Source organism: Sphingobacterium alimentarium, assembly GCF_004342685.1.
Taxonomy (GTDB): domain Bacteria; phylum Bacteroidota; class Bacteroidia; order Sphingobacteriales; family Sphingobacteriaceae; genus Sphingobacterium; species Sphingobacterium alimentarium.
Map to the genome: position 1 here is coordinate 42,093 of NZ_SMBZ01000016.1, position 26,085 is coordinate 68,177.

The 26,085-nt window shown below is 38.5% G+C and carries 19 protein-coding genes and 1 tRNA gene; 9 read left to right on the forward strand and 11 right to left on the reverse strand.

Annotation, left to right across the window (positions count from 1 at the left end; all coding sequences use genetic code 11):
- Positions 1–5 precede the first annotated feature (5 nt).
- From EDC17_RS07590 to EDC17_RS07600, 3 genes are read left to right on the forward strand one after another with little or no spacing between them, the layout of a single operon-like run.
- Complete coding sequence (locus tag EDC17_RS07590) at positions 6–1,766, forward strand: AMP-dependent synthetase/ligase (protein WP_132777494.1); 1,761 nt, start codon at positions 6–8, stop codon at positions 1,764–1,766.
- Positions 1,732–2,787, forward strand: coding sequence for a YihY/virulence factor BrkB family protein (locus tag EDC17_RS07595; protein WP_243646076.1), 1,056 nt, complete (start codon positions 1,732–1,734; stop codon positions 2,785–2,787). The genes EDC17_RS07590 and EDC17_RS07595 overlap by 35 nt, the downstream gene beginning before the upstream one ends.
- The gene (locus EDC17_RS07600; RefSeq protein ID WP_207895720.1) at positions 2,787–3,638 is read left to right on the forward strand and encodes a DMT family transporter; all 852 of its coding nucleotides are present in this window, start codon (positions 2,787–2,789) and stop codon (positions 3,636–3,638) included. Before EDC17_RS07595 ends, EDC17_RS07600 begins: the two co-directional genes overlap by 1 nt.
- A 143-nt stretch (positions 3,639–3,781) precedes the next feature.
- Here EDC17_RS07600 and EDC17_RS07605 read toward each other — a convergent pair whose 3' ends face one another.
- The 5 genes from EDC17_RS07605 to EDC17_RS07625 all read right to left on the reverse strand — a co-directional run bounded on the left by EDC17_RS07605 (position 3,782) and on the right by EDC17_RS07625 (position 13,563).
- The gene (locus EDC17_RS07605; protein ID WP_132777495.1) at positions 3,782–6,487 is read right to left on the reverse strand and encodes a carboxypeptidase regulatory-like domain-containing protein; all 2,706 of its coding nucleotides are present in this window, start codon (positions 6,485–6,487) and stop codon (positions 3,782–3,784) included.
- 84 nt (positions 6,488–6,571) lie between these two features.
- Positions 6,572–8,056: a cardiolipin synthase gene (gene cls / locus EDC17_RS07610; RefSeq protein WP_132777496.1), complete on the reverse strand. Its 1,485-nt coding sequence runs from the start codon at positions 8,054–8,056 to the stop codon at positions 6,572–6,574.
- A 159-nt stretch (positions 8,057–8,215) separates the two neighbouring features.
- Complete coding sequence (locus tag EDC17_RS07615; protein WP_132777497.1) at positions 8,216–9,574, reverse strand: dihydrolipoamide acetyltransferase family protein; 1,359 nt, start codon at positions 9,572–9,574, stop codon at positions 8,216–8,218.
- 102 nt (positions 9,575–9,676) lie between these two features.
- On the reverse strand, positions 9,677–10,918 hold the full coding sequence (locus tag EDC17_RS07620; RefSeq protein ID WP_132777498.1) for a competence/damage-inducible protein A: 1,242 nt from the start codon (positions 10,916–10,918) through the stop codon (positions 9,677–9,679).
- Between the two features lie 23 nt (positions 10,919–10,941).
- Positions 10,942–13,563: a putative LPS assembly protein LptD gene (locus EDC17_RS07625; protein ID WP_132777499.1), complete on the reverse strand. Its 2,622-nt coding sequence runs from the start codon at positions 13,561–13,563 to the stop codon at positions 10,942–10,944.
- A 195-nt stretch (positions 13,564–13,758) separates the two neighbouring features.
- On the opposite strand from EDC17_RS07625, the gene EDC17_RS07630 reads away from it, so the two are divergent.
- From EDC17_RS07630 to EDC17_RS07640, 3 genes are all read left to right on the forward strand, one after another.
- Positions 13,759–14,583 (forward strand): N-acetylmuramoyl-L-alanine amidase family protein, encoded by an 825-nt coding sequence (locus EDC17_RS07630; RefSeq protein WP_132777500.1) that lies wholly within the window; start codon positions 13,759–13,761, stop codon positions 14,581–14,583.
- Positions 14,584–14,611: 28 nt separating this feature from the next.
- Positions 14,612–15,478 carry an N-acetylmuramoyl-L-alanine amidase family protein gene (locus EDC17_RS07635; protein ID WP_243646077.1) on the forward strand — a complete coding sequence of 289 codons (867 nt, stop codon included), beginning with the start codon at positions 14,612–14,614 and terminating at the stop codon, positions 15,476–15,478.
- Positions 15,479–15,553: 75 nt separating this feature from the next.
- Positions 15,554–16,501 (forward strand): MlaD family protein, encoded by a 948-nt coding sequence (locus EDC17_RS07640; protein WP_132777502.1) that lies wholly within the window; start codon positions 15,554–15,556, stop codon positions 16,499–16,501.
- A 423-nt stretch (positions 16,502–16,924) separates the two neighbouring features.
- On the opposite strand, the gene EDC17_RS07645 is transcribed toward EDC17_RS07640, so the two are convergent.
- The 5 genes from EDC17_RS07645 to EDC17_RS07665 all read right to left on the reverse strand — a co-directional run bounded on the left by EDC17_RS07645 (position 16,925) and on the right by EDC17_RS07665 (position 22,086).
- A complete protein-coding gene (locus EDC17_RS07645; RefSeq protein ID WP_132777503.1) occupies positions 16,925–17,386 on the reverse strand; it encodes a hypothetical protein in 462 nt (153 codons plus the stop codon).
- Between the two features lie 2 nt (positions 17,387–17,388).
- Positions 17,389–19,491 carry a S9 family peptidase gene (locus tag EDC17_RS07650; RefSeq protein ID WP_243646078.1) on the reverse strand — a complete coding sequence of 701 codons (2,103 nt, stop codon included), beginning with the start codon at positions 19,489–19,491 and terminating at the stop codon, positions 17,389–17,391.
- Positions 19,492–19,640: 149 nt separating this feature from the next.
- Entirely contained in the window at positions 19,641–21,119 is a 1,479-nt protein-coding gene (gene creD, locus EDC17_RS07655; RefSeq protein ID WP_132777504.1) for a cell envelope integrity protein CreD, read from the reverse strand.
- Between the two features lie 50 nt (positions 21,120–21,169).
- Positions 21,170–21,472: a winged helix-turn-helix domain-containing protein gene (locus EDC17_RS07660; protein WP_132777505.1), complete on the reverse strand. Its 303-nt coding sequence runs from the start codon at positions 21,470–21,472 to the stop codon at positions 21,170–21,172.
- Positions 21,469–22,086 carry a hypothetical protein gene (locus EDC17_RS07665; protein ID WP_132777506.1) on the reverse strand — a complete coding sequence of 206 codons (618 nt, stop codon included), beginning with the start codon at positions 22,084–22,086 and terminating at the stop codon, positions 21,469–21,471. The genes EDC17_RS07660 and EDC17_RS07665 overlap by 4 nt, the downstream gene beginning before the upstream one ends.
- Positions 22,087–22,282: 196 nt before the next feature.
- Between EDC17_RS07665 and EDC17_RS07670 the strand changes: the two genes are divergently transcribed.
- The 3 genes from EDC17_RS07670 to EDC17_RS07680 all read left to right on the forward strand — a co-directional run bounded on the left by EDC17_RS07670 (position 22,283) and on the right by EDC17_RS07680 (position 24,395).
- Positions 22,283–22,364: transfer RNA gene (locus tag EDC17_RS07670), tRNA-Leu, on the forward strand.
- A gap of 73 nt (positions 22,365–22,437) precedes the next feature.
- On the forward strand, positions 22,438–23,769 hold the full coding sequence (locus tag EDC17_RS07675) for a trigger factor (RefSeq protein WP_132777507.1): 1,332 nt from the start codon (positions 22,438–22,440) through the stop codon (positions 23,767–23,769).
- A 71-nt stretch (positions 23,770–23,840) separates the two neighbouring features.
- On the forward strand, positions 23,841–24,395 hold the full coding sequence (locus EDC17_RS07680; RefSeq protein ID WP_132777508.1) for a GNAT family N-acetyltransferase: 555 nt from the start codon (positions 23,841–23,843) through the stop codon (positions 24,393–24,395).
- 26 nt (positions 24,396–24,421) lie between these two features.
- On the opposite strand, the gene EDC17_RS07685 is transcribed toward EDC17_RS07680, so the two are convergent.
- The gene (locus EDC17_RS07685) at positions 24,422–25,900 is read right to left on the reverse strand and encodes a DUF3943 domain-containing protein (RefSeq protein WP_132777509.1); all 1,479 of its coding nucleotides are present in this window, start codon (positions 25,898–25,900) and stop codon (positions 24,422–24,424) included.
- Between the last annotated feature and the right edge of the window lie 185 nt (positions 25,901–26,085).

The window sequence follows — 26,085 nt, forward strand, 5'->3', positions numbered from 1 at the left end:
AAACCATGAGCAAACCTACTCGATTATTTGATTATTTAAAAAGTAACATAGATACCGCCGGGCGCGTCCTAAAGCTATCAAAAAGAGACCAAGGTGGTTGGAAATCATATGATAAAAATGAAATCATTGATATCGTAGACAACATCAGTAAAGGACTCATAGCCAAAGGAATAAAAAAAGGCGACCGTATAGGACTCATGTCCGGTAATAGACCGGAATGGAACTTTGTAGATTTTGCATGTAATCAATTAGGTGTGGCATTAGTGCCATTATACCCTACATTGTCCGCTCAAGATTTATCTTATATAGTAAAAGATGCGGAGGCCAAATTAATCTTTGTGAGCAACAAGGAGCTTGCAGAAAAAGTAGAAAAAGCATTGGCTAATAATGATCTTCATTTGGATATTTATACGCTGGATGAAGTACCAAACCACATGCATTATAACCAATTAATAGAACAAGGAAAACTACAGAACATAGACTTACAACAGTATAACGATGCTGTACATGAAGATGATTTATTAACACTCATCTATACTTCAGGTACCACGGGCAAGCCTAAGGGGGTCTATTTGACCCACAAAAATATTATAAGTAATGTAGGTGCGTGTTCGCATTTATTGACGGATGATATTAAAAAATCATTAAGCTTTCTCCCGCTCTGCCATATTTTCGAACGTATGGTGGTGTACATGTATATATCCAAGGGTGTGAATGTTTATTATGCCGAAAATCTAGATAATATCGTCGTGGATATCAATGATGTGAAACCACAAGTGTTCACCACGGTGCCGCGTGTCTTAGAAAAAGTATATGACAAAATCATTGAAAAAGGAAAAGCACTTACTGGAATTAAAAAATCCCTGTTCTTCTGGGCTGTGGATCTTGGCCATCAATTCCAAGAGCCTAAATCCAATAATGCTTGGTACAACCTAAGGCTTTCTATCGCCCGAAAACTGATATTTTCGAAATGGCAAGATGCGTTGGGTGGTGAAATTAAGTTTATCATATCAGGTGGTGCAGCTTTGCAACAACGACTTGCGCGTATCTTTTGGGCCGCTGACATAAAAGTTTTGGAGGGCTATGGCTTGACTGAGACATCACCCGTAATAGCGGTCAACTCATGGGATGAAAATGATGTTAAATTTGGTTCTGTCGGACGGGTTCTGAAAAATCTGCACGTAAAAATTGCTGAGGATAGAGAAATCCTTGTTAAGGGTCCTTCGATTACGTCGGGATATTATAATAACCCCGTAGCTACAGCCGAGACGATCGATGATGAGGGCTACTTGCACACAGGCGATATAGGCGAACTGACAGCTGATGGATTTTTGAAAATTACGGATCGTAAGAAAGAAATATTCAAAACTGCAGGTGGTAAATACATCGCACCACAAGTGATGGAAAACAAACTGATGGAATCCGTGTTAATTGGTCAGGTAATGATTATTGGTGAAAACAAGAAATTCCCATCGGCGCTGATCGTTCCGGCTTTTGAAGAACTGGAAAAATACTGTAAAGTAAAAGGCATAACATTCGGTTCAAAAGAGTCTATAGTGCAAAATCCACAGGTAATAGCAAAGTACCAAAGAGAGATAGATAAGGCCAACGAAAATTTTGGAAACTGGGAAATGGTCAAAAAATTTGTATTATTGCCTAAGGAATGGACGATTGATAATGGAGAACTCACTCCAAAACTTTCGTTAAAAAGAAAGATTATTCTTCAAAAACATGATGAAGATATCAACAAGATATATGCAGAATAATGTAAATAATAATACAGACAAAGAAAAAGAGCCTTTTATCCAAAAGATAAAAGGCTTTGGCAAATTATTACTTGACAGTGGCAATGGGTTTGCGGAGGACAATTGCATGAAACTCAGCGCCTCCCTCGCCTACTACACCGTCTTTTCTATAGGACCTCTTATTATTATTCTAATATGGGCTTTGGGATTTTTTTATGGCAGTCAGCTGGAAGGTCCAGATGGCGCAAAACATAAAGTCATCAGCGAACTCAACGATATTTTTGGGCCAGAAATCACTAGGCTTCTTGATAATGCTATCAAACAGATTTCATTAGAAAATAAATCCAGCATCGGGTTGATGATAGGTATTGTAACCTTAATCATGACCTCTACCACGATCTTTGTCGATATTCAAAATTCCATTAATACCATTTGGAAGGTAAAAGCTAAGCCGAAAAAAGGCTGGTTAAAAATCATTATCAACAGACTGATATCCTTTTCTATGATATTAGGATTGAGCTTTTTGTTGATGGCTTCACTTTTGATTAGTAGTGTCATCGGCCTTATAACTAAAAATATTGAACTGCTTTTGGATCGATTTCAAATTCAGCATTTTGATATTCAATTCTGGGGCTGGGTCAACAATGGCATTACATTTTTAGTTATTGTGACCTTATTTGGCTTTATATTTACTTTTCTTCCAGACGCCAAAGTTCGATTTAAAGATATTTTGGGAGGTGCTATATTTACGACCATATTATTTATGATAGGTAAGTATGGTATATCATTATATCTATCCTATAATGCCACCGCCACCGCCTATGGTGCTGCAGGCTCTATTATCATTTTGCTGGGCTTTGTATATTATTCGGCAGCTATACTGTATTTCGGGGCAGAATTTACTAAAGAGTACGCTATTAGGTATGGGAAAGGCATTACGCCAGCTTCCTATGCTGTTTTGGTCAAACAGACAGAGCTCGAAATAGACCCTGAAACCGGTAAACGCGAGCTTGTCAAAAAACACAATGACCCCGTAAATTAGTGAAAGACCAAAGCGTAAAATACATGTTGATGGCTGGATTTTTCTTCGCCATCATGAATGTCTGTGTCAAGTTCGTATCACATCTTCCGACATTGGAAGTAGTTTTATTCCGAAGTATCTTTAGCTTTGTTGTGACCTATTACTATTTGCGGAAAAATAATATCCCACCTCTAGGTAACAATATACCAGTGCTCACTCTGCGCGGGATCGCGGGTTGTCTGGGGTTGATAGGTTCTTTTTATACGCTGCAGCATATACCTTTGGCTTCTGCGGTAACTATCAATTACCTGTCGCCATTCTTTACAGCGATTTTGGGCATATTTATAGTAAAGCAATCCGTGCGACCGGTTCAATTTTTATATTTTGCACTCGCCATTGCAGGTGTATTTCTACTAAAAGGTTTTGATTTCCGAATTTCTACGCTGGATGTTATTATTGGTTTAAGTGCCGCCTTATTCGCTGGTATAGCCTACAATATGATAGCGAGAAGCAAAGGCAACGAACATCCACTTGTAGTCATATTTTATTTTCCTTTATTGACAATACCTGTGGTAGGGATATATACCTTGTTTGACTGGAAGACACCAATCGGCATAGACTGGCTGTATTTATTATTGATTGGAATATGCACCCAAGTGGCACAGTATTATATGACCCTGTCCTACCAAAGTGCTAATTTAGCGAAAGTAGCCAGCTTAAATTATCTGGGCGTGCTCTATGCATTGGGGTTTGGCTATATATTTTATCAAGAAACATTTAATACCATGAGTTTGATTGGTATTCTTGTTATTTTGATTGGCGTATTTTTGAATCTGTACGATCGCCAAGTGTATAAATTCTTTAAAAAATAATTCTGTATTTCTTAGGTGGAGATTAATCATCTACCATAACACTTAACAAAAAATGTCTGCTTCATGCAGACATTTTTTGTTATCTATCGGTATTTACAATACCACACAACAATTGCTAAAATACGCTTCGTTGAACAAGGATTTTAGTTGACATTGTAATGGAAAACTGTGCGTCCAATTCGGCCTACACTATCTCTTCCCTCTACGACGACTTTGTACTTACCATTTCCATCCGCATTATAGAAATCCAGGGTTGTCTTACCTGTTTCATCAAGCTCAACAGTTGGATTCCAGTACACGGTAGTACGGTAATCATTTACTGCTTTTTGCTGATCCGTTACATATTGCGGAGAATAGAATTTACGCTCCTTAATATAGCCCAATGGGAACAGATCAATCACATTTGATTTTGGAAGCATAGCCTCAATCTGCGCTAAAGTCATTCGCGGACCTTTTGGTTTTTCTTTCTTGGTGATAATGGAAACGACCCCGTCGTTTTGGTAAAGGCGGCTTACTGTTCCCAAATCATCACGGTTAAAAATCTCAATGGCTTCGATTTCCATCGGATTGATAGAATTAAGTGTATTCTCATCAATAGGCATACCATTTAAGAAAAACTGAACCGGAACTCTACTCCCTTGATTATAACTGCGGGTCAAATAATATTTTAACGTATTGACATCATAAGTTACTCCTGTGAGCATCGTATTTAGACACATCGTCAACACATTACAACCATTCAATCGTTCGCCCTCAATGCGATGATCCGCCATGGACAATCCCGATAAAGCGGAGAATTCCTTACTGGTTCTGTTTTCTTTACGCGAGGCTGTTACAGTGACTTCATCAATCAATATCGAAGTCCTAAATTCATTCTTACTATTCGCAAGGTAGCTCGACATCTCCTTATCAATATTGAGGATTTCGTTAGCCTTGTAAGGATTATTTGGATCTACAGAAGCATAAAACGATTGATCCATATTGATTATGATATTGCGGTAATTCTCATTGCTACGTGCATTGATTGTCACTTTTACCGAATCCGGGAAATTTAAATTTTCAAATGCAAAACGCCCATTATTATCGGTGTACGTGTCTTTGCGATACGCCCGTGCGGGAATTGACAGCAAAAGTCCTCCATTCGGATAAACACGTCCTGTATTCAGGCGCATCGTTCCCGATAATGTAATACCCTGTTCAGGCATAAAATTGACTGCTGGATATTTTTCTGCTAATAGATCATCATACGAAAATCTTCTAAATCCTTGTGTCAACAACAGCGCATTGAGTGCTTCTTTGCGATTGCTGACCTTCTCATCAAAATAAAAGTTAGGTTTTTCAATATATCCTGTCAAATCGGATGTCAACAACAAGTTACTTAATATAGTATTTTCTTGATGGTCATCAAATGGTGTTTTTGTCTCATCAATCACAGAAATAGACAAGTTAGCTGCTGCTTTTTCGCTCGTCATATTCGCCAAATCCAGAATAACTTTGTCCTTTTTTCGGTAGTTTGCCTTATCGGTGCTGACTTGGATTTTTAAATTCTCCGCAAAATCGTGGAAAATCAACCTTTCGCTGACAGCCTTTCCTTGTGAGGTCATCAATGTGAATTGCATAATACCATTAGGTAGATCTTTGATCGGGATATTAATGGATGAGGTAGCATTTTTTATAGTCACCTGCGCTCCATAAATCAAATGTCCGTTCATCTGTCCAAAAATATAGTAAGGTTGATTCTGTACTTGGCTCAGATATGCCTCATTGGTAAGAATTTCCATCTGCACGGCTTGAGCGTCAATCATTTTCAAGCTAAGACTTAATCCGTCCTTTTTTACTTCCGGCAGATCGTAGGTCAATTCTTGCCCATTTATAGTTACTACGGCTTTATATTTTTCTCCTTCGGCAGGTGTAAAATCAACATATCCCATGCCCAATCCAAAATCTTCAAATTCCGCGATAGTTGCCTTTTTTGAATTAATAATTTTCCCTTTTAGTTGCACGCCTTTTCCTTGCGAATCTATGGCTTTGAAAGCTATGGGTTTCTTAACATCTGCCAAAAGTTCACCTCCTTCTGGGAAAAACTGCACATCGTAGCTTGTCAGGGCATTTTTTAATGGGAAGTCACCTACCATCGCTGTTTCTCCTTCGAGTTTTACGATAAGGCGTCCATTCTTGTACAGTTCTCTTTCTTTAGCAGAAAATGTAATATTAGCCCGTCCCATATCATCAGTTTCTCCCTTTCCTTTATCGAAAGGATCCCACCCATCGATAGTTTCCCAAGTCAATTTCCTACGGCTCAACAATGTACCCTTTGCATCCCTAAACTGTATGTTTGCTTTGGTTTTATTTCCCTCATTGATATAGGTCACTTCGGAAGCCAATTTCTTATTAATCGCATCTCCTACCGTCACTACTTTATTGTAGAAATAATCCATACTGAAGTTCATCATCCACTTCGTATAGGCTCTGAAACGATAATTGTCTTGTTTGATAAATTGCGGATCCAATACAAAATATCCCTCACCCCCGTGGTTTTTCAAAGGAATACGTAATGTCTGAATTAAGGAATCACGACCATTAATAATATCTACATAGGCAATTTTGCTGGGTTCATATTCCAATTGATTGGTGTACAAATAGGTTTTAAACCAAAGTGTATCCCCAACCGCATAATAGGGTTTGTCAAAATGTAAATGGACCTTTTCTACGGGATATACGCCTAAGTATTTTTGAATACGTTCGACCACCGTATTAATAGGAATACGAGGTATCTCTTGTGCGGCAAGGTAATTGGATTGGAAGAAAATTAAAAAGTATACGGAAAATAAAATAGCTATTTTTTTCATCTATGTACGGTATTTAGCTAAAAATACAAATTTTTGTAATTAGAAGACAAATAGATATGAATATCTGACCTTATTTAACACTTTTTAGAGTAGTGGAGCCAGGAGTCTACAAGCCGAATCAGCAGCCCGTTGCCACCGCGGACGTTTTTTCCATGCTCTAAGCGTCAGCAATTCGGATTCTTCTTTGTCTATTTCAAACTGTTGGGATAGATTTCGGGACAATATGGGATCGGAAATTACCGTAGCTATTTCGTAGTTGATATAAAAACTGCGTATGTCCAGATTTACTGTGCCTATAAAAGATAACTTCTCGTCAAAAACTGCAGTCTTGGCGTGTAAAAATCCTTTTTTGTATAAATATACTTTGACACCTCTTTCTAATAAAGGCTTGAGAAAAGAATAAGATGCATGATGCACCAATATAGAATCCGAAGCTTTCGGAACCATTAATTCGACCTCGACACCGGAGGATGCCGCAATTATCAAGGCACGCTCCAATTCTTCACCCGGGATATAATACGGAGTGCACAACTGTATTTTGTGATTGGCCTCTCCGATAGCAATGAGCAATGCTTCCATATTATAAGGCCCTAGGGATGCTGGATCACTGGAAATAAATCCAACACTCGCATCGCCTTTCACTTCTTTATTATCTTGCAAGGCTTGCAAATACCCGTCCTCCAGATAAAAGGATTTCCCATCGGTTTGATTCCAAGAATTCCAGAAGGAAACCTGCAGAAGATTAATAGCTAAACCTTTGACACGAACTGATGTATCTCTCCAGTATAACTTTTGTTCCGATTGCGAATCATTGACGTATCGATCCGAAATATTAATTCCGCCGACATAGCCCACCCTTCCATCGATGACACAAACTTTGCGATGGTTTCGGTAATTTGAATTGGCTAGCGAAGTAAATGTCACGGGTAGAAAAGCATGAAAATCGATTTTGCTCTCCTTCTGCCTGCGCATATATTTCACTAAATTGGGAGAACCAAAACTGTCCACTATCAGTCTTACCACTACTCCTCCTGCCGCTTTCTCTTCGAGTAGGTTTAATATCTTCGTTCCAATATTATCCATTTCGAAAATGTAATATTCCATATGGATAGAGTGCTTAGCCTGCGCAAGATCTTCAAGGAGATAGCGAAATTTTACTTCCCCATTAATGAGTAATTCGACGTCATTATTTAACGTGGGCGAAGAAAGCCGCTCTTTTTTCATTAAACGGAAGACCTTCGATAAACCGCCAATGTCATCTTTTATATCGCGAATGAAGGATTCAATAATAGGATCAAGTTCTTTCCATTTCTGTTCAAGACGTAAGGCTTGCTGTCGATTGAGGCGTTTTAGTTTTTTGACTTTAACAAATTTCTGTCCGAAAAAATAGTATAATATAATCCCCACAAAAGGCAAGAAAACAATGACTAGAATCCATGCTACAGTCTTGGTCGGATTGCGATTTTCAATGAGTATCGCACTAATTATGCCTGCATAAAGAATCAAAAGAGGTACCCAATACCAATTGATAACAAAATCAAAAAATGGCTTAAATTGTTCTAAATGCATTCTTATTCTTCTATTAGGTAGCTAATCAACAACGTACACAATAAAAAACCGTCAATCTGAAAAGAAATAAGTCATACAGAACGTTCGATTATTCTGCCCTACTTTCCCACCTCAAATTGACGGTCCGAACGAAAATTTATTGAACTTCTGTATAATATACTAAATAATACGGTCTTTATCCCAATTTTCAAGATAATCACCCACACGTCTTAAAAAAGTACCGCCCAAGGCGCCATCTATCACACGGTGATCATAGGACATCGTTAAATACATCATATGTCGAATGGCAATAACATCTCCATCTTCAGTCTCGAGCACTGCTGGCTTCTTGGTAATAGATCCTACCGCCAGAATTGCTGCCTGCGGTTGATTAATAATAGGCATACCGAAAATATTTCCGAAAGCTCCAATATTGGTAAATGTAAAAGTACCACCCTGCGTATCATCAGGTTGCAACTTATTGGCACGAGCACGATTTGCTAAGTCGTTCACGGCTTTACTTATGCCCACCAGACTTAGCTGATCTGCATCCTTGATAACTGGCACGATTAGGTTGCCCGAAGGCAATGCTGCTGCCATTCCGATGTTAATGTGCTTACGCTTGATGATATTGTATCCATCGACTGACACGTTTATCATTGGAAAATCTTTTAGCGCTTTACTTATCGCCTCTATGATTAGCGGAGTGAAAGTAATATTCTCCCCTTCGCGTTTTTTGTAAGAATCTTTAATTTTATTTCTCCAGTTCACCAAATTCGTCACATCAGCTTCTACAACAGAAAATACGTGAGGTGAGGTGTGGATACTTTGCACCATATGATCCGCAATAAGACGGCGCATACGATCCATCTCTACGATTTCATCTCCATTCATGCTTTTTACGACTTGAGCTGGAGCAGCAGGTACGCTTGCCGGTTGTGGTTTTGCAACTGTTGATTGAGGAGTAGAAACTGTCGCCGTTGGTTTAGAAACAGTAGTCGTACCGCGCGAAGCAATATAGTCCAATACATCTTGTTTGGTCACTCTTCCGTCGGCTCCCGAACCCACTATCAGGTCCAGCTCCGCTTGCGAAACTTGCTCTTGCTGCGCTATGCTACGTACCAATGGTGAATAGAAACGTCCTTCTGAAAGTGCTGCCACGGATTCACGCTCTTCCATATGATTGAGTTCGTCCATTCCGGGAATAGTTATTTCATGCACTGTCGGTTCTGCTTCTTCTTGATGTGTAGAAGATACCTCCTCCACAGCGGCTGTGGGAGCTGTGTTCTCACCTTCTCTTTCAATCTCAATCAATGCAATCACATCGCCCACTTGCGCAACCGATCCTTCTTCAAAAAGAAATTCTTTCAACACGCCTTGGACTGGAGATGGCACTTCCGAATCGACTTTATCTGTAGCGATTTCTGCAATAGTATCATCTTCTCCGATAGACTCACCGATAGATTTTACCCATTTGGTAATAGTCGCTTCCGATACACTCTCACCCATTTTAGGAAGAACCAACTTATATATTGACATATTAATTTCGTTTTTTGATGTTACTAAATTAAATAATTAGGAATACAATCCCTAAAAACCAAATATAATATTTTGTTTTACCATTTTTCCAGAAGTATATTTTTAATTGTCTAATTCTTCAATATACAAATTCCATAACATAGCCAATGCCTGAGCTATACTACGCTCAATATTAATCTCCCGGCTATTTTGAAAATTAAAAAGTCGCGAAATAGTTTTGTTTTTGCCGCTTACAGCTATCCATACCGTTCCTACAGGCTTTTCGGGAGTTCCACCACCGGGACCTGCAATACCACTGCTCGCAATCGCATAATCCGCATGAGACAATTTCTTGACACCCTCTGCCATCTGAATTACCGTCTGTTCACTTACTGCGCCATATTGGTCCAGCACCTTTGGGTCTACGCCGAGAAGATTTTGTTTGATAGTATTATGATAGGCAACTATGCCACAATCAAAAATGCAACTGGCACCCGGAACCGACGTAATACTACTTGCAATACCGCCTCCGGTACAGCTTTCTGCAGTCGCTAATTTTAATCCCTTTTGGGTAAAGGATTCCACGATAGCCTGCTCTAAAGAGATGTCCGAGGTACTAACCACATGACGGCCTAAGCGTTCTACCAGCAGATTATGGAAGTAATCGATGCTGCTTTCTGACTCTCCGATTTGTGTCAGACGAAGCCGCACCAACCCTAATTTTGGCAGATATGCTAATTTGATAGACTCAGGAAGGCTTTCTTCTATATCGGTAATTTCGCGCGCTAGGAAAGATTCGCCTAGTCCTATGGTGATAATATGCCTATGGGCTACTGCCTCCCGTTGCCCATCCCTAAGTTTTGGAAGTATACGATTCGTTGTCAAAAATTTCATTTCGAAAGGTACCCCCGGCAAAAAGACATATTTGATCTGCTGATGCTCTATCCACATACCCGGTGCTGTACCCACATCATTGAAAAGCACCTCACAGCCATCCAATACATCAGCTTGAGCTTTATTTATTTCGGGCATCATGCGGTCGGGAGCAAACCTTTTAAATAAGGTCTCCACATGCTTCAATACCGCAGCATCACGAACCAATGGTTTATTAAAATATGTGGAAATCGTCTGTCGAGTGACATCATCTTTGGTCGGTCCCAGCCCACCTGTTACTATAATTAATTCAGCACGGGATGACGCGAGGGAAAGACTCTGCGTAATATCTTGCGCTTTGTCTGCAATAGAAGTGATTTGTCGAACACGAATATTCAACAAATTCAGTTGTTGACCTATCCAAGCCGAATTACTATCGACAATTTGGCCTAAGAGTATTTCGTCACCTATGGTTATGATTTCAGCATTCATAACACATAGTTACCAAAAATATTCTAATAAGAATAATGGCTATTACGTTTTGTTAATTTCAAATCTTGTAGTACGGATGCCTTAGCTCGAATTGTAATATTGTAGGATTGATAGCGACCAAAAGGAACCCATCCCACGGACATATCCCAACAGTGTAAATCACGATAAATAGAAAAATTCGTCATTGCAATTTCGCGCTGCTTGATATCATACCCCGAATTAAATTGAATTTTCCACTTTGGAGTGACATTTATATCCCCATGTACATTGACTGTCGCTGTATAATCACTGCGCTCACGACGAACCTGCGAATCCCACCGATTGAAATATTGCAAACTGAAAGATCCTGCCAAATTCCATGGAATATTGAAATCCACAAACGCATTAGGATCTCTACTGATGCGTGAAAGTGCCTGCGCTTGTTCTTGGGTCATATTTGGCATCTGATTTTTCATCGAATCAATATTATTGCTCCGACTACGTGATGCATCTGGATTAAAGCTATAATCAAAAGAAACCCCAAATTGTGTCAAGCGTGCTAACTTACCGTTCTCAATAGCAAATTTATTTATAGGTTGACCTTGGTTATCAAGTTGATAAGGATCCAACGTACCATTAAAGTTTAAATTGATCTTTTTGTCGAATAAACTTGTACGTCCCGAAAAGGAAATAATGGACAATTTGAGTGAATCCGCTGCGAAATTATAGTCCCCACTAAAAGTTAAACCTTGCAGAATAGGAATTTTCTTAAATGCACTATTGTCCGTGGAATCACCTTTATTGCGAACCTTAGCCTCGATATTATTATCGACGGAGAAACCAATTCCCATAGATTTACCTGAAGAAGGTCCTCCAAAAATTGCGCCTTCGAAAATAGAGTAATTGGAAAGTCTACCTTTCTCATCTATCCAATCTCGGTAGTATCCGTAGCGTGAATCAGCAAAATCGGGTCTGTAATTAAAATTGATAGACGGTGTTACCACATGACGGATAGCTTCTATTTTACCAATCTTCGGATACATTCCGTATATCTTGGTGGACAATCCACTGGATACACCATAATCATAAGCCCGGCGGAAACCCGGTACAGTATCGCGGGCATTGATATATCCATTTATTTCATTAGCACGATACCTACGGATACTTTGCAAATACCAACGCTCTGTATAGTTTACCGAAGTATTAAATTGGAAATACTTAAAAGCATTCAAGCTTAAACTTACAGGAATATTATGTTGGAATCCATTAGTAAACTGCTGAAGCGTCTGTTTTGAAAATATAGTGGAGTCGCCCGTAGATAGGGAGTTTCTACCTTGTAAACTGTAACCTACCGTAATGCGCTGATACCATTTTTGCTCACCTACACGATCTTTCGAATCGAAAGGATTGAAAGTTGAAACGTTGAGAGAAAATGTTGGCAACTCGATATCAACTTTTCCAGTGCTCATATCCTGACGGTGCGTGGCACTCGATGTGAAGTTCACCTTGCCATCGGCAAATACTTTACCATAACTGATGGAAGAGGACATATTGTTACGCGTCAACTCTTGATAGTTGTAGGTACTTCCTGCTCCCGAATTTTGGAAATAAGAGGAAGTACCAAAATTCACCGAAGCTGAGAAGGATGTTCCCGGATTAGCCTCTTGACGTTGTGTATGCGTCCAAGTGACGTTAAAATCTTTTGCTCTTTTATAATTATCAGAGCCCTCTACACCCGTTGGTGTCGAGGCGAAACGGATATTAAAACCACCACTATACTTGTAATTGACAAGATAATTTGTACGGATAGATGATTCCCATGCTCCTTTGGAGTAAAAGGAACCTCGTAGCTCCGAATCCCAATAATCATTGAATGTCAAATACCAACCAAAATCCCGTAAACCAAAACCACGAGTGACATCATCACCAAATGAAGGAAATAAAAAGCCCGATTGCTTTTTATTGGTCTTCGGAAAGAAGCCAAATGGAACGGTTATAAACTTAAAAGGAATACCCTGCACGACCAAATGTGGCCACGAAGCAATGACTTGCTTTGAGGTAATTAATCCTTTGGGAATAGCAATTCCAAAGTGCGTATGCGGAAAAGGCAAATCACAGGTACTGTACATTGCATTTTGTATGGACATTTCATCATACAAATTTTTGCGCAGCACACGCGCCTGAATATATCCACCGTCTTCTTCGGTCATGATCCCAAACGTCTTACCTTCTTGGGTTTTGTAATTATACAATAGCGAATCGACCGCTTTGGGTGTTTCATTCGGAAATAGTACGACAGGTCGACCGACATATTTACCGGTGTGATCTGTCACCCCACTGGCATAAAGCATATTCGTATTACGGTCCAGTCGGATATAGTCTGCCGAAAGTTCAAAATCCTGGTACTTGACCTTCGCACCGCTATATAGGTGAATTATATTTTTGTTTACTTCATTCCACGAAGAGTCATTGGCTACGATAGTAACTACAGTTTCTAATCCACTCTCGCCTTTCATGACGACAGTGTCCTGACCATTGGTCACTTTAAGATGATTTTTGGAAGTATCTGCTGCTGCGCGACTCGTATCGGGTACGGTTATATTCGAAGATTGAGGACGAATAACCTGTGAATTACCAACACTTATTCCTAGGAAAAGGAATACCATTACACATAAAAAACTTGTTACCGTCTTCAAATCGAAAATCTTATAATTAATTTAGCGCAAAAATAAACTATTAAGGTCAAAAATAGTCAAAAAAGAAATAGATAAAGGTCATATTTTTTTGATTAAAATATTATGCTTTATCTTTGTCACTGAACAATTTTTGATTCACCATACAAAAATGTCAAAATTATAAAGATGAAATTTATAAATAGTGTTAAATATATAAGCTTCCACGTATTAGCCATTATTCTTATTACAACGACATCCTCGTTTCAGACTAACCCTTCTACGAACTCCAATCCTCCTAAAAAAACTTTCACGGTAGTCATTGACCCAGGTCATGGAGGTGACAAATTTGGTGCTGTCGGAAGGCGCTCCAAAGAAAAAGAGATCGTGCTTGAAGTATCCCAAAAATTAAAAAAAGAACTTGAAGATAAATTGGCCATCAGCGTTATCTTAACCCGAAATACAGATGTGGATGTACCATTTCGCACACGTTCGGAGATCGCAAACAAAAATCACGCAGACATCTTTATATCTATACATGCTAACTCCGCAAATTCGGAGCGCAGAAAAAACCCGCAAGTGACTGGAACAGAAACATTGGTTTTGGGTTTTCACCGCATGAATGAGCAAGATGTGGCTATCCGTGAGAATGCTGACATGTTATTGGAAGACAATTATGAAGAGAATAATGCCGATTTAGTGGGCTTTGATCCAAAAGATCCTTCATCGTACATTGTCTTCAAAGTCATGAAACGTCAGTATCGTGACCGTAGTATTCGCTTGGCCTCCTTGATTCAAAATGAATATGTCACTTCCCAAAGACCTAATCGTGGTGTGAAAGAACAAGGATTAGCGGTATTGGCTCGTGCTAGTATGCCGGCTGTATTGACTGAGATTGGATTTATTTCCAGCCCGACGGAAGAGGATTATATGCTATCTGAAGCGGGACAAACAGAGATTGTAAAAAATCTTTTTGACGCCATCAAAAATTATAAATCTGCCGTAGAGCGTTAATCTCTCATTAGAGAGATACGAAAACAAAGTGAAAAACATCAGTATGTTGAAAAATAAGGAATACACGAAAAATAGGATTATAAAGATAAGTCATCTCTTATTCGGTTTATGTTTATTCACCGTAATTAGCAGCTTTACCACCATTGATAGCCCAACTCCTAACCCCAAACAACGGATAATCGTGTTGGATGCAGGGCACGGAGGACGCGACCCAGGAGCCGTAGGCAAAAGCTCCAAAGAAAAGGATATTGCTCTAAAAATTACCTTAAAGCTTGGAAAGCGTTTGGAAGAAGAACTTCCCAACACAAAAGTCATATACACACGTAAAACAGATATTTACCCCAATCTTTACGAACGCCCACAATTAGCAAACAAACACCATGCTGATCTCTTTATATCCATTCACCTGAATGCCGGAGGCACAACCACGCGTCGTGTCAAAAATAAACAAGGTAAATGGGTCACTCAAAAAGTAGCCAACTCTTCGGCAAGGGGAACAGAGACATTGGTATTGGGATACAATAGCATGGGAAATCAAGATGTAGCTATCCGTGAAAATGCTTCCATATTATTGGAAGAAAATCACGAGGAAAACTACGGGGGATTTGACCCAAAAGATCCTTCCTCCTATATTGTCTTCAAGGTGCTAAAAAGAAAATACAGAGACCGCAGCATTCATTTGGCCAAACTCATACAGGCGGAATATGCTAAAGCAGGTCGTGTCAACCGAGGGATAAAAGAGCAACCATTAGCCGTGTTGAAAACTGCGGGCATGCCTGCTGTACTGACGGAGGTGGGTTTTATCAGTAATTCGGAAGAAGAAAAATACTTAATGTCTGCGAAAGGTCAAGATGCAATAGTTAATAGCTTATTTAACGCTATAAAAAAATTCTAAATGCAGGGGATATATAAACATTTTATATATTTAAGATGTTATGCATATATCAGGTAGAATCTAAACGTAGTAAAATTGAAATTATCTAACGAAACTAAAGTTGGCGTATTAACATCTATCGCCCTAGCATTATTATTTATTGGTTACAGTTTTTTGAAAGGAAATGATGTTTTCAGTTCCGAAAATATGTTTTATACGGACTATGATAATGTCGATGGGTTATCTGTATCCAATCCTGTACTAGTCAATGGATTCAAAATAGGTCGAGTATCCAACACGACATTGATGGACAACGGAAAAATACGAACAGAATTTAAAATCAAAAAAGACTATAAAATCCCTTCTAATACCATTGCACGTATATCCAATGATGGATTTTTGGGCGGAAAAGTTATCGTATTTGACATAGGGAATAGCAAGACATTTGCCAGCGATGGTGATCCTTTACAATCGGATGTACAAGCCAACCTTTTACAAAAAGTAGAGCCGCTACAAAAGAAAGTGGAAGATTTAGTAGTCAAACTGGACTCCGTTTTATCCGCAGTCAATACGGCCTTGGATGAGGAGTTTCAACGGGATTTCAAGACGAGTTTACGTAGTATCTCTATCTCCTTAAAAAATGTAGAAAAAATCACCACGGATGTGGAAGGTCTAATGGGATCCGAAAGAATACGTTTGGCGAAGATCATGCAAAATCTGGAATCGATTACCAATAATTTCAAGGAGAACAGCTCCCGCATAAATCAAATCATGGCAAACCTTGATAATCTATCCTCCGATCTGTCCAAAACAGAGATAAGAGCGACTGTAGAGAATGCCAACAAAGCGATGAAAGATGTACAAGCTATTACGGACAAAATCAACAAGGGAGAAGGTTCTATAGGTTTATTGGTGAATGACGATAAACTATACAATAATCTGAATAACGCCTCCGAAAATCTCGACGAACTCATGCAGGATTTGAAAACCAATCCGGGCAGATATTTAAAAATATCCATCTTCGGGAAGAAAGATACGAAATAGAAAAAAATAGCCTTGAACATTCATTCAAGGCTATTTTTTTGTTATTATGTCATCATAATGTTGGGAAAATGTTAAACAAGTGTTAAAACAGTTAACATACACAACAAAATGAAATAGATGACCGTTATAGTAGTAAATTCATAATTTAGGTTAATAATTGGTTAGTTTAAAATGTCTGGAGTTCCCCGCTTCAGACATTTTGTTTATAATACAATTTATGTTGAACTTAAATCTTCCAAATAGAAAAAATAAATCAACTAGAGCACCGAAATGTTAAACAATTGTTAAAACAACATTTGATTATACAATTGGCACAAAAATAGACGTTATACTAGTAATTCATAATTTAGGTTAATAATTGGTTAGTTAAAAAAAGTCTGAAGTTCCCCGCTTCAGACTTTTTTATTTATAAGTATTTAAAAATTATATACTGGACGCTATAAATAGGTATACTAAATAAACAGCTATATTAACAGCGATTACTTTACCATATGTTATTAGCTTATTTACCTTATCCATTTTTTGCATAATGGAAAGATTTAGGCCCGTTGCTCCCCCTCCTATTACTGCACCTAGTAATCCCGCTATAAATATTAGGCTTAGAGGAACTATACACAGCAAATAATTATACCATTTAATAGATGAGACAATATCTTGTCGAACTCCATTAACCATTAAATATATTCCTGAAGGAAAACTTTCCTTAATTTGTAAATTCACTTCATCACCATTCTCCATTTGAAGAATATAAAGTTTGTTCTTAACATCATAAGGTTCTAATATTTCTTCATCTCTATGAAGAAATATATTTCCATTCCAAACAGACTTTTGAAGTTCAAATATAGAATTTGGATATTGTATAAGTTCAAAAGGATACGTTGTCACAATTATAATGTTTCCTTCAACCAACCAAAAAATTCACGTTGCCACACTTGCGCATTATGACCAGATAATACCCAATGATTTTCTTCTGGTAAAAACACGAAACGACTTTTAATTCCTTTCAGTTGTGCAACCTGAAAAGCTTCTTGTCCCTGACCGATAGGCACACGGTAATCCTTACCACCTTGGAAAATTAAAATCGGTGTGTTCCACTTGTCAATATGTTTGATGGGATTAAAATCCTTATAAGTTTTCGCATTGGCTTTGTCCCAATAAGGTCCTCCCAAATCGTAATTCGCAAAAAACAGTTCTTCAGTCGTGCCATACCAAGATTCCATATTGAATAATCCACAGTGCGATATGAAAGACTTGAAACGTCCCTCATGCATGCCCGCCAACATAAACACAGAATATCCGCCGTAGCTCGCACCAATCGCTCCTATTCTATCGTGATCAATATAAGGCTCTTTTTTGAGGTCATCTATTGCTGACAAATAATCACGTATCGGTTGTCCACCCCAATCTTTGGAAATATCTTCATTCCATTTTGTGCCCCATCCTGGCATTCCACGTCTATTTGGTAGAATGATAATATAACCTTGTGAAGCCATAAGCTGGAAATTCCATCTAAAAGAATACCCTTGTGTGGTAGCGGATTGCGGACCTCCTTGACAAAACAACAGGGTAGGATATTTTTTTGTAGGATCAAAATCCGGCGGATAAATAACCCACGAAAACAAGTCCTCTCCATCCGACGCTTTAGTAAATCTTCCTTCTACCTTCGTTTCTTTGAACTGTACGTATTTCGAATCATTTACTGTCGTGATCGGATTTAGTTTTTTTGATTTAAGGTTATAAACATAGATTTCGGCAGCTTGCGTCATCTTGGTAGAGGTTACGACCAAACCATCCTTAGTTTCTCCCACTATTCCCGAAATATCAAACTGTCCTTCACTCAGTTGTTGAATATTTGGCAATGAGCGAACTTGAAGATTTGCAGGCACATCTATGGCAAACAACTGAACTGTTCCACGTGTCGGAGCTACAAAATAAATTTTCTTACCATCGTTGCTCCATACGAAAGCATTCACTGTTTCATCCCAATGTCCTGTCAAGTTTACTTTCTGACCTGTGGCCATATCTTGAAGGATGATATCATTTTTGTCCGCTTCGTAACCATCGGTTTTCATACTCAGCCAAGCCAATCTATTCCCCTGCTTATTGAAGGTAGGATGCGTATCATAACCCATCATTCCTTCAGTCAGATTTTTCGTTTGCTTAGTGCCTAATGCATATTGGTAAATATCCGTATTGGTGCTCGTTGCATATTCGGTTCCCGCTTTTTTCTTACAGACATACAACACGGATTTGCTGTCCGGTGACCAGGCAAAATCCTCTGCCCCACCAAATGGTGCTGTAGGACTATAAAATGGCTGACCTTCCAATAAATCTATAGCCTCCCCGATTTTTCCATTATCATAAGTCGCTACAAAAGGATGATTAAATCGTCCATCATTGTCTGTATCCCAATGCCGATAATCCAAGTTGTCATAGATATAAACATTGGACTTGGGTAAGTCTGCGTATTTATCTTTACTATGATTTTTGGTGATTAGGACCGATTGGCTAAAAAGAATATGTTTCTTGTCAGGCGATAGCTTGACATTCGAAAGTCCGCCTTCATAATTCGTTAACTGCGTAGCCGCTCCTCCTTTCAAGTTTTTGGTCCAAAGCTGTCCTTTGTACAAATAGATGACGTCATTGTTAGCAGTTACTTCTACGACAGATTCCCCTCCGGGCTCCGTAGTAAAATTTTGCGCTACGCCTCCTTTGACAGAGATTGTGTATAGATTTTTCTCCGATTTATTCTCCTCAAAAGAATAATTGGATACGCCGTATATTACGGTGTTGCCATCCGCACTTAATCCTTCCGTAGATACGCGACCTAATTTCCACAAATCCTCAGCAGTCATCGGTCTTTTGTCCAAATAATTATTGATCTTATCTGTCAATACCGACTTCTCGATATTTTTTTCTGGCACTTTTTGTGCCATCGCCGATGCACCCATAAGTAATAAAGCAGTTAGTATTGAAACTCTATTCATCATCAAATATTTTTAAAATGCAAGATAAGAAAAAAGGAAAAGGGAATAAAATGTTATCATACTTAACCGCTTATACCAAGATTTTGAATACTACTTCCATATAAGTATCAAGATGTACGTTACGTACATCTTGACACCTTCAATTCCTAATTTCATGACTTTTTTTCAAATTGATTCCAGTTCACTTTTGTCGATACACGCATCAGTACCGCTAAGATTATGAAAATGCCTATTGTACCTGCTATGAGCGAATAATCTCTTAATTGCATCAATACATATATAAAAAGATAAAATAAGCTGAGAATACCGGCAAATAGCAATGCAGTAGTTTTATGCTTGGTGATCATCAGAATAAAAGAAGCAATGAGTCCTGTAGTCGCGCATGCTGCTATGAAATACGCCAAATTGAATCCTAAATGTTCTGATATGGCCAAAAGCAAGGAATAAAATAGAACCATCGCTGCAGCGATCAAAATGTACTGTATTATATGAATACGTTGTTTTTTGATAATTTCGGTGAAAAATAAAGAGGCAAAAGTCAGCATAATTACTAAAATACCATATTTGGCTACACGAGTAGTTTTTTGATAATTATTTACTTCTGGCAGAAAATTGACCTGCACCATATCCCTATCCGTAGCAATATGATTTCTGACTGTGCCTGAGGCTCCACTCTCTTCGGGAATATAATCGATTGTTTCTTCAGATAGATCTGCATTTTGAAAATGATAAATTTCTCGCTGCCCAACCCAATAGGATGCTAATTTCCTGCCGAAGCTCGGAATATTCCATACCGCACTGAAAGCGGAATCTTGGACCTCTCTATGATCGGGCAAATAACCACCATTGAAACTAGGATGTCCCCAATTCCCTTTTATATCCAGTTTATTCTGATTAGCCAAAGGTAAAAAGTTAAAAGATTTCGAACCTTTCAGTTCGTACGAGATGGCGTAAGGCGCGTTTAGATCTTCTTCCTTGGTCAATTTGAGGTCCGCTATAATATTATTGGGGAAAAGATTAAATAGTTGCCCATTTATCTGCACGCCATAATCCTGATTGGCAAAGTTTATTTTGGGTGGCACCGACAGACCCTTGACGTCCAATACGCCTACTATCAATTTAACCTGCGACCAATTTATAGCTTCCGGATTGACGTTGATATTATCCCAATTAATCTTTCCAAATGCCCCACGAATCTGCATTTTCGAATTATAAACTACCGACTGATAAATCCCACGCTGCAGATATTCGGGATTGACATCCACCTTAGCGTCCGCCATTTCGGGTAATATAAATACCCAATCCTCCACCTGCGTATGTACGATAAAATCTTTGCCGGTCGCATCCTTTTTGACTGACTCCTCTATGAATTTATAAGGTAAAGCAAGTATAGGACTGGATACGACCTGAGCACTTCCCCATTTAGAAGATATATCCCTCGTCACCCGCTCTTCCCTGTTTTTACGTTCAGCGATAAGATCATTCACCAGAGATAAAGGAATTAAAGTCATTAAAGTCAAGATGAATATCACGCCCAATTTTAGCACAAATGAATTCACCATGCGGTCATACCAGGATAGCGGAGTGGCTTGGCCTGCCAGCTCGTGAGGATTTTGATTATTTGTCTCCATAAAAAATAAATTAAAAGTACTTTGAATTACAAAGTGAAAGTATAAAAAAATTATCCGTATTGTTGTTTGATTAAATTTTCTAATGCTGCTAAGTGATTTTCAAAAGATTTTTTACCTTTTTCTGTTCTACGATATTTAGTATTGGGCTTACGGTCTACAAATGACTTCTCAACAGTGATATAGCCTTCCTTTTCCAAACTTTTGAGGTTCGAAGCTAAGTTACCGTCAGTCACATCCAACAATTCCTTCAGCGAATTGAAATCATAATGTTCGTTTGCGACCAAAATGCTCATGATCTGCAAACGCACACGATTCTCTAATACTTTGTCATATAACGATAAATCTAAACTCACTTCTCGTAACGCTGATGAACGATTAAACCATAAATAATGTGTAAAACTCCAAACCCTGCAGCCCAAAAGTAGATGCCATATCCGGGGAAGCACAAAGCTAATAATCCTAACACAATATCCAAAACACCCAACCAACGCAATTCTCGAAACGAAAAACTGGAAGCAGCACTCAATGAAAGACCGTAGAAAATCAGTAATGTGGAAGCAATCATCCCAACGTTTTGCTGGTATAATAAAATAAGCGCCAATACTCCTCCTGTCAGTAAGGGTATTGCCATGGCTTGGAATAAAGCTTTACTCGTAGGATTCCAAATAGACTGCCCTGCTTTTTTAGCTTTTTGCTGGGCCATATAATAACCCGTGCCGATCGACACGATCAATACGGCAAAGGCAATAAATAGCAACGCAGGTATCGATTCCCTATTCACATAATGATCTCGATAGCCAAATTGACTATTAAATCCATACAGCATAATATAGGCCACAGCAGCTCCGATCAATGCATAGCTACCAATCAATACCCCCGAAAGTCCACTTATGGACATAAATTTGGAGGATTTTTCCATTAAAGAGCGGATCTGCCCTATCTGATTTATTAAGTCTTTTTGATTCATAAAAGTACTTTGATATCCAAAGTTAAATATAAATCCTAAACATCCAAATATTTTTCATCAAAAGCTGAAAAATTAATAGTCTTGCTGTTAACGATTTACAAAAAAGGACAAAAAATAAATAGATTTTTTTCGTGTCAGGGCTTGACAAGTATGCAAAATGATTCTATCTTTGTGTCACAATAAAAAAATCCTAACTGCGGAAGTGGCGTAATTGGTAGCCGCACCAGACTTAGGATCTGGCGCCGCGAGGCGTGGGGGTTCGAGTCCCTTCTTCCGCACTTGATATCCTCCCGAACTAAAATGAATCGGGAGGATTTTTTTTTATAATGCGAAAAATAACGCTTAACAAGTATGAATATTTCACATCAGAAAATCGACGACATCAACGCTAAAATTACCGTTGATTTAGCACCAGAAGATTATAATCCGGCAGTTGACAAAGCGATTAAAGATCAAGCTAAAAAAGCAAAATTACCTGGATTCCGTCCTGGAATGGTTCCAGTAGGTCATATTAGACGTACATTTGGTAAGTCCATCCTTTTCGACGAAATCAATCGCGTAGTAAACGAAAAAATATCCGCATATATCACAGAACAAAAATTGGAAGTATTGGGTCAACCTCTTCCTGTTGATGAAGATGATGCAAAATACAACTGGGATTTCAAAGATACTTTTAGCTTCAATTACGAGATCGGTTTAGCACCAGAATTCGAAATTCCTTTTGCTGCTGACTCTGAATTCACGGAGTATGACATCAAAGCTGATGCAGCTACTCTTGAGGAGCGTATCAAAAACTTGCGTCGTAGCTATGGCAAAATGACAAACCCTGAAGTATCTGAAGAAGGTGATGTATTATATGCTGAACTGAAACAAGATAAAGAAGAAGGTATTGAAAAAACAACTTCAGTACGTACGGACATCATCGAAGATGCGAAGATTAAAAAATCTTTAGCAGGTCTTAAAAAAGATGACGCAGTAAAAATCGATGTTAAAAAAGCATTCAATGTTGCTGATTTAGCGCGTATCCTTGGTGTAACAGAAGAAGAAGCTGAAAACTTAGATGTAACAAACTTCCAATTGACTGTTAAAAACATCAATCGTCTTGAAGAAGCTGATTTGAACCAAGAATTCTTCGATAAATTATTCGCTGCAAATGAAGTTACGACTGAAGAGCAATTCAATGCGAAAGTAAAAGAAGAAGTTGAAAACTTGTTCAAACAAAATTCAGCTCAAAAATTACGCAACGATATGTATACTTTCGGTATGGATAAAGTTGATGTAAAATTCCCTGAAGAATTCTTAAAAAGATGGTTAAAGGCTACAAACCCGAACTTGTCTGCTGAGGAAATCGAAGAAGGTTTTGCTGATTTCTTGAACAACTTGAAATGGACTATCATCGAAAACCGTATCGTAACAGCTAACAATTTGGAAGTGAAATACGATGAGGTTGTAGATTTGGCTAAAGAACGCATCTATGCGCAAATCAAGATGTACAACATCAATGAGGAGCCTACTGAAGAGCAATTAAGTCAATTCGCTATGCAGTTGTTATCAGATAGAGACCAAGCAAACCGTTTGTTCGAAGAAGTGAAAGCTTTGAAAGTATACGATCACTTAAAAACTACAGTGAAAATTAATACTGAAGCTATCGATTACGATAAATTTCAAGAATTAGAAAAATAATATTTTTATTGATTTTTAGAATGTAAAAGGTTAGCAAAGTATTTTGCTAACCTTTTTTAATACACTCACTTATGATAATCCGATCAGCTCAAAAATTGGAGGCTAAGCAAATTGCTGAATTGATGAATCTGGCGATGCTCGAGATTACTTATCAGTTTATTGCGGAGGAAAATTCAGAGAAAGCAAATGACTTTTTAGCCTATTTCATAGCGCAAGAAGACAATCAATATTCCTATCAAAACATTTTTGTAGCCGAAGAAAATGATCAGATTGTGGGACAAATCTCGTTATATGATGGTGCGGATCTGCATGGGTTGAGAAAACCTATTTGGGAAAAAATCAAAGCAGACCGAAAGGTGGAGTATTGGGCAGAAGATGAAACACAAGCTGGTGAGATTTATTTGGACACACTCGCGGTTAGTTCTTCGGCACAGGGTAAAGGTGTGGGTAAACTATTGCTCCAATATGCAATTGATGAATACGTTCATCACCAACAAAAAATAATTGGACTTCTGGTAGACAAGGATAATCCTAACGCTAAGAGATTATACGAAAGAATAGGATTTAAGGTTGTCAGGGAGATACAGATATTTGGCAAAATCATGGAGCATATGCAATATGCATAAGCTCCTCCCCTTCAATTATTCTTATTCTAAAACCGAATATTATAGCCTAAAGATATTCTCCCAAAAGGGTAATCCCTATTGAAATCCTGATATTGTTCATCTTCAAAATGGCCTTCCAAGGCGAAATAGCCTGATGCTACATTCAGCGAAAAGCGGTTGAATAGACGTAAACTGACTTCCAATGATGCCGCATGCAGAATATAATAGGATTCATTACCGCTAATGGTATGAAAATATCCTCCGTTATAATCCCCATTGATCATAAATCGGTTCAGTAAACTCAGTTCGCCGCGGAATCTATACGATGCCCCCGATCCATAATTATAATTCCGACTATTGCCATACAACAAATAAGGATCTGGTACCGCAGCCAATACCACCGCTCCAGCGCCCACACTTAGATTTAATCGATTCTCATCTTTATAGGTAAATTGAGAGTTCCAATTGTATACCAAACTCTGGGCTCCATAGAAAAATGCATCATTATTGTAAAAATCATAATGCGCATTCAGTGTCCCAAAATGCTGCCCGCGTTTGGATTTGAAGAACTGCGCTCCACTGAGCAGTGCGTGTACATTCACCGCATTGATAAATGTGCTATCGCCACTACCAACCTCCAGATTTACGTGAAATTCGTCGAAAGGACGTTTGTAATTATGATCACCATTGCTATAATGGAAACGTAATCTACTATAAATGGAATTTTTGCCTTTTTCGAGAAAATCACCTTCGCGGGCATCGAAACGTCTAAAGCCCATATCAAACTCCGCACTAATGTGAGACGAATCCACCGCGTAGTAATCATCAATTTTCTTACCCCACTTACCATCCAATAAGCGATTCAGACTATTTACTGGATTGACTAGCAGAGCGACAATTTCATTACCGATTATATTGTGGCCATTTTTACTTCTTGACAGAATATTACGAGATACCCGATGTGTCATTTCACCCAAAATAATTCCTCCAAAAGTCGTATTCACCAAATCATTAATAGATGGGTGCTGCGTCTCCCCTGCTGTCTCCCAAATATAACTCCCAAAGACAGTGGCTATACTGGATTCGTAAAAGTTGTAACCATTACTTCTAAAGGCATTGAAATATAATTGACCATGATAGGGATGGTCAAATTGATTGGTCGTAAATTGGTTATCATCCCAATCCCAAGCACTTAAACGCTGATGATCAATGAAATTTTGAAACGAAATAAAAGAATAGGGATCCACCGTGATGAAGCGATTGAATGTGGCGGGAAAGGCCTGTGCTAAAAACCATTCAGCTCCTGCACGCCAAAAATGCTTTTTGCGGGTGGGCATCAGTTCCACTTCACTACTATCAGCTTGAGCTAAAACAATAGGTTTCCAAAATTTACGTTGAAAATGAGAATGAGCGCTTGAATCTATTTGTACAGCAATGGAATCAGATTTCGTAATCCGCAAATCATTAGCCTGTAAAAAAGATGGCAATAAAAGAACAACTAATAGGATCTTCAGAAAATTCAGCATAAGCAACAAAAATATAAATTTTAGAAGAAGAAAAATTTTTCACTTTACATTTGGACGCAATTATTACAAATTTCTATCCTTCCTCAAACTATAATCGAGTAGGAAGATAGGGATTATTTCCCTATCTGTCCTCTCACACCACCCGGCATACGGATCCGTACCAAGGCGGTTTGTTAGAATAACGT

What these genes read in the sequence shown, in the direction of transcription:
- EDC17_RS07680 (WP_132777508.1), top strand. Translation starts at nt 23,841, where the DNA reads ATGATAATCCGATCAGCTCAAAAATTGGAGGCTAAGCAAATTGCTGAA.
- EDC17_RS07665 (WP_132777506.1), bottom strand. Translation starts at nt 22,086, where the DNA reads ATGAATCAAAAAGACTTAATAAATCAGATAGGGCAGATCCGCTCTTTA.
- EDC17_RS07675 (WP_132777507.1), top strand. Translation starts at nt 22,438, where the DNA reads ATGAATATTTCACATCAGAAAATCGACGACATCAACGCTAAAATTACC.
- EDC17_RS07685 (WP_132777509.1), bottom strand. Translation starts at nt 25,900, where the DNA reads ATGCTGAATTTTCTGAAGATCCTATTAGTTGTTCTTTTATTGCCATCT.
- EDC17_RS07630 (WP_132777500.1), top strand. Translation starts at nt 13,759, where the DNA reads ATGAAATTTATAAATAGTGTTAAATATATAAGCTTCCACGTATTAGCC.
- EDC17_RS07615 (WP_132777497.1), bottom strand. Translation starts at nt 9,574, where the DNA reads ATGTCAATATATAAGTTGGTTCTTCCTAAAATGGGTGAGAGTGTATCG.
- EDC17_RS07625 (WP_132777499.1), bottom strand. Translation starts at nt 13,563, where the DNA reads ATGGTATTCCTTTTCCTAGGAATAAGTGTTGGTAATTCACAGGTTATT.
- creD (WP_132777504.1), bottom strand. Translation starts at nt 21,119, where the DNA reads ATGGAGACAAATAATCAAAATCCTCACGAGCTGGCAGGCCAAGCCACT.
- EDC17_RS07620 (WP_132777498.1), bottom strand. Translation starts at nt 10,918, where the DNA reads ATGAATGCTGAAATCATAACCATAGGTGACGAAATACTCTTAGGCCAA.
- EDC17_RS07595 (WP_243646076.1), top strand. Translation starts at nt 1,732, where the DNA reads ATGATGAAGATATCAACAAGATATATGCAGAATAATGTAAATAATAAT.
- cls (WP_132777496.1), bottom strand. Translation starts at nt 8,056, where the DNA reads ATGCATTTAGAACAATTTAAGCCATTTTTTGATTTTGTTATCAATTGG.
- EDC17_RS07605 (WP_132777495.1), bottom strand. Translation starts at nt 6,487, where the DNA reads ATGAAAAAAATAGCTATTTTATTTTCCGTATACTTTTTAATTTTCTTC.
- EDC17_RS07650 (WP_243646078.1), bottom strand. Translation starts at nt 19,491, where the DNA reads ATGATGAATAGAGTTTCAATACTAACTGCTTTATTACTTATGGGTGCA.
- EDC17_RS07590 (WP_132777494.1), top strand. Translation starts at nt 6, where the DNA reads ATGAGCAAACCTACTCGATTATTTGATTATTTAAAAAGTAACATAGAT.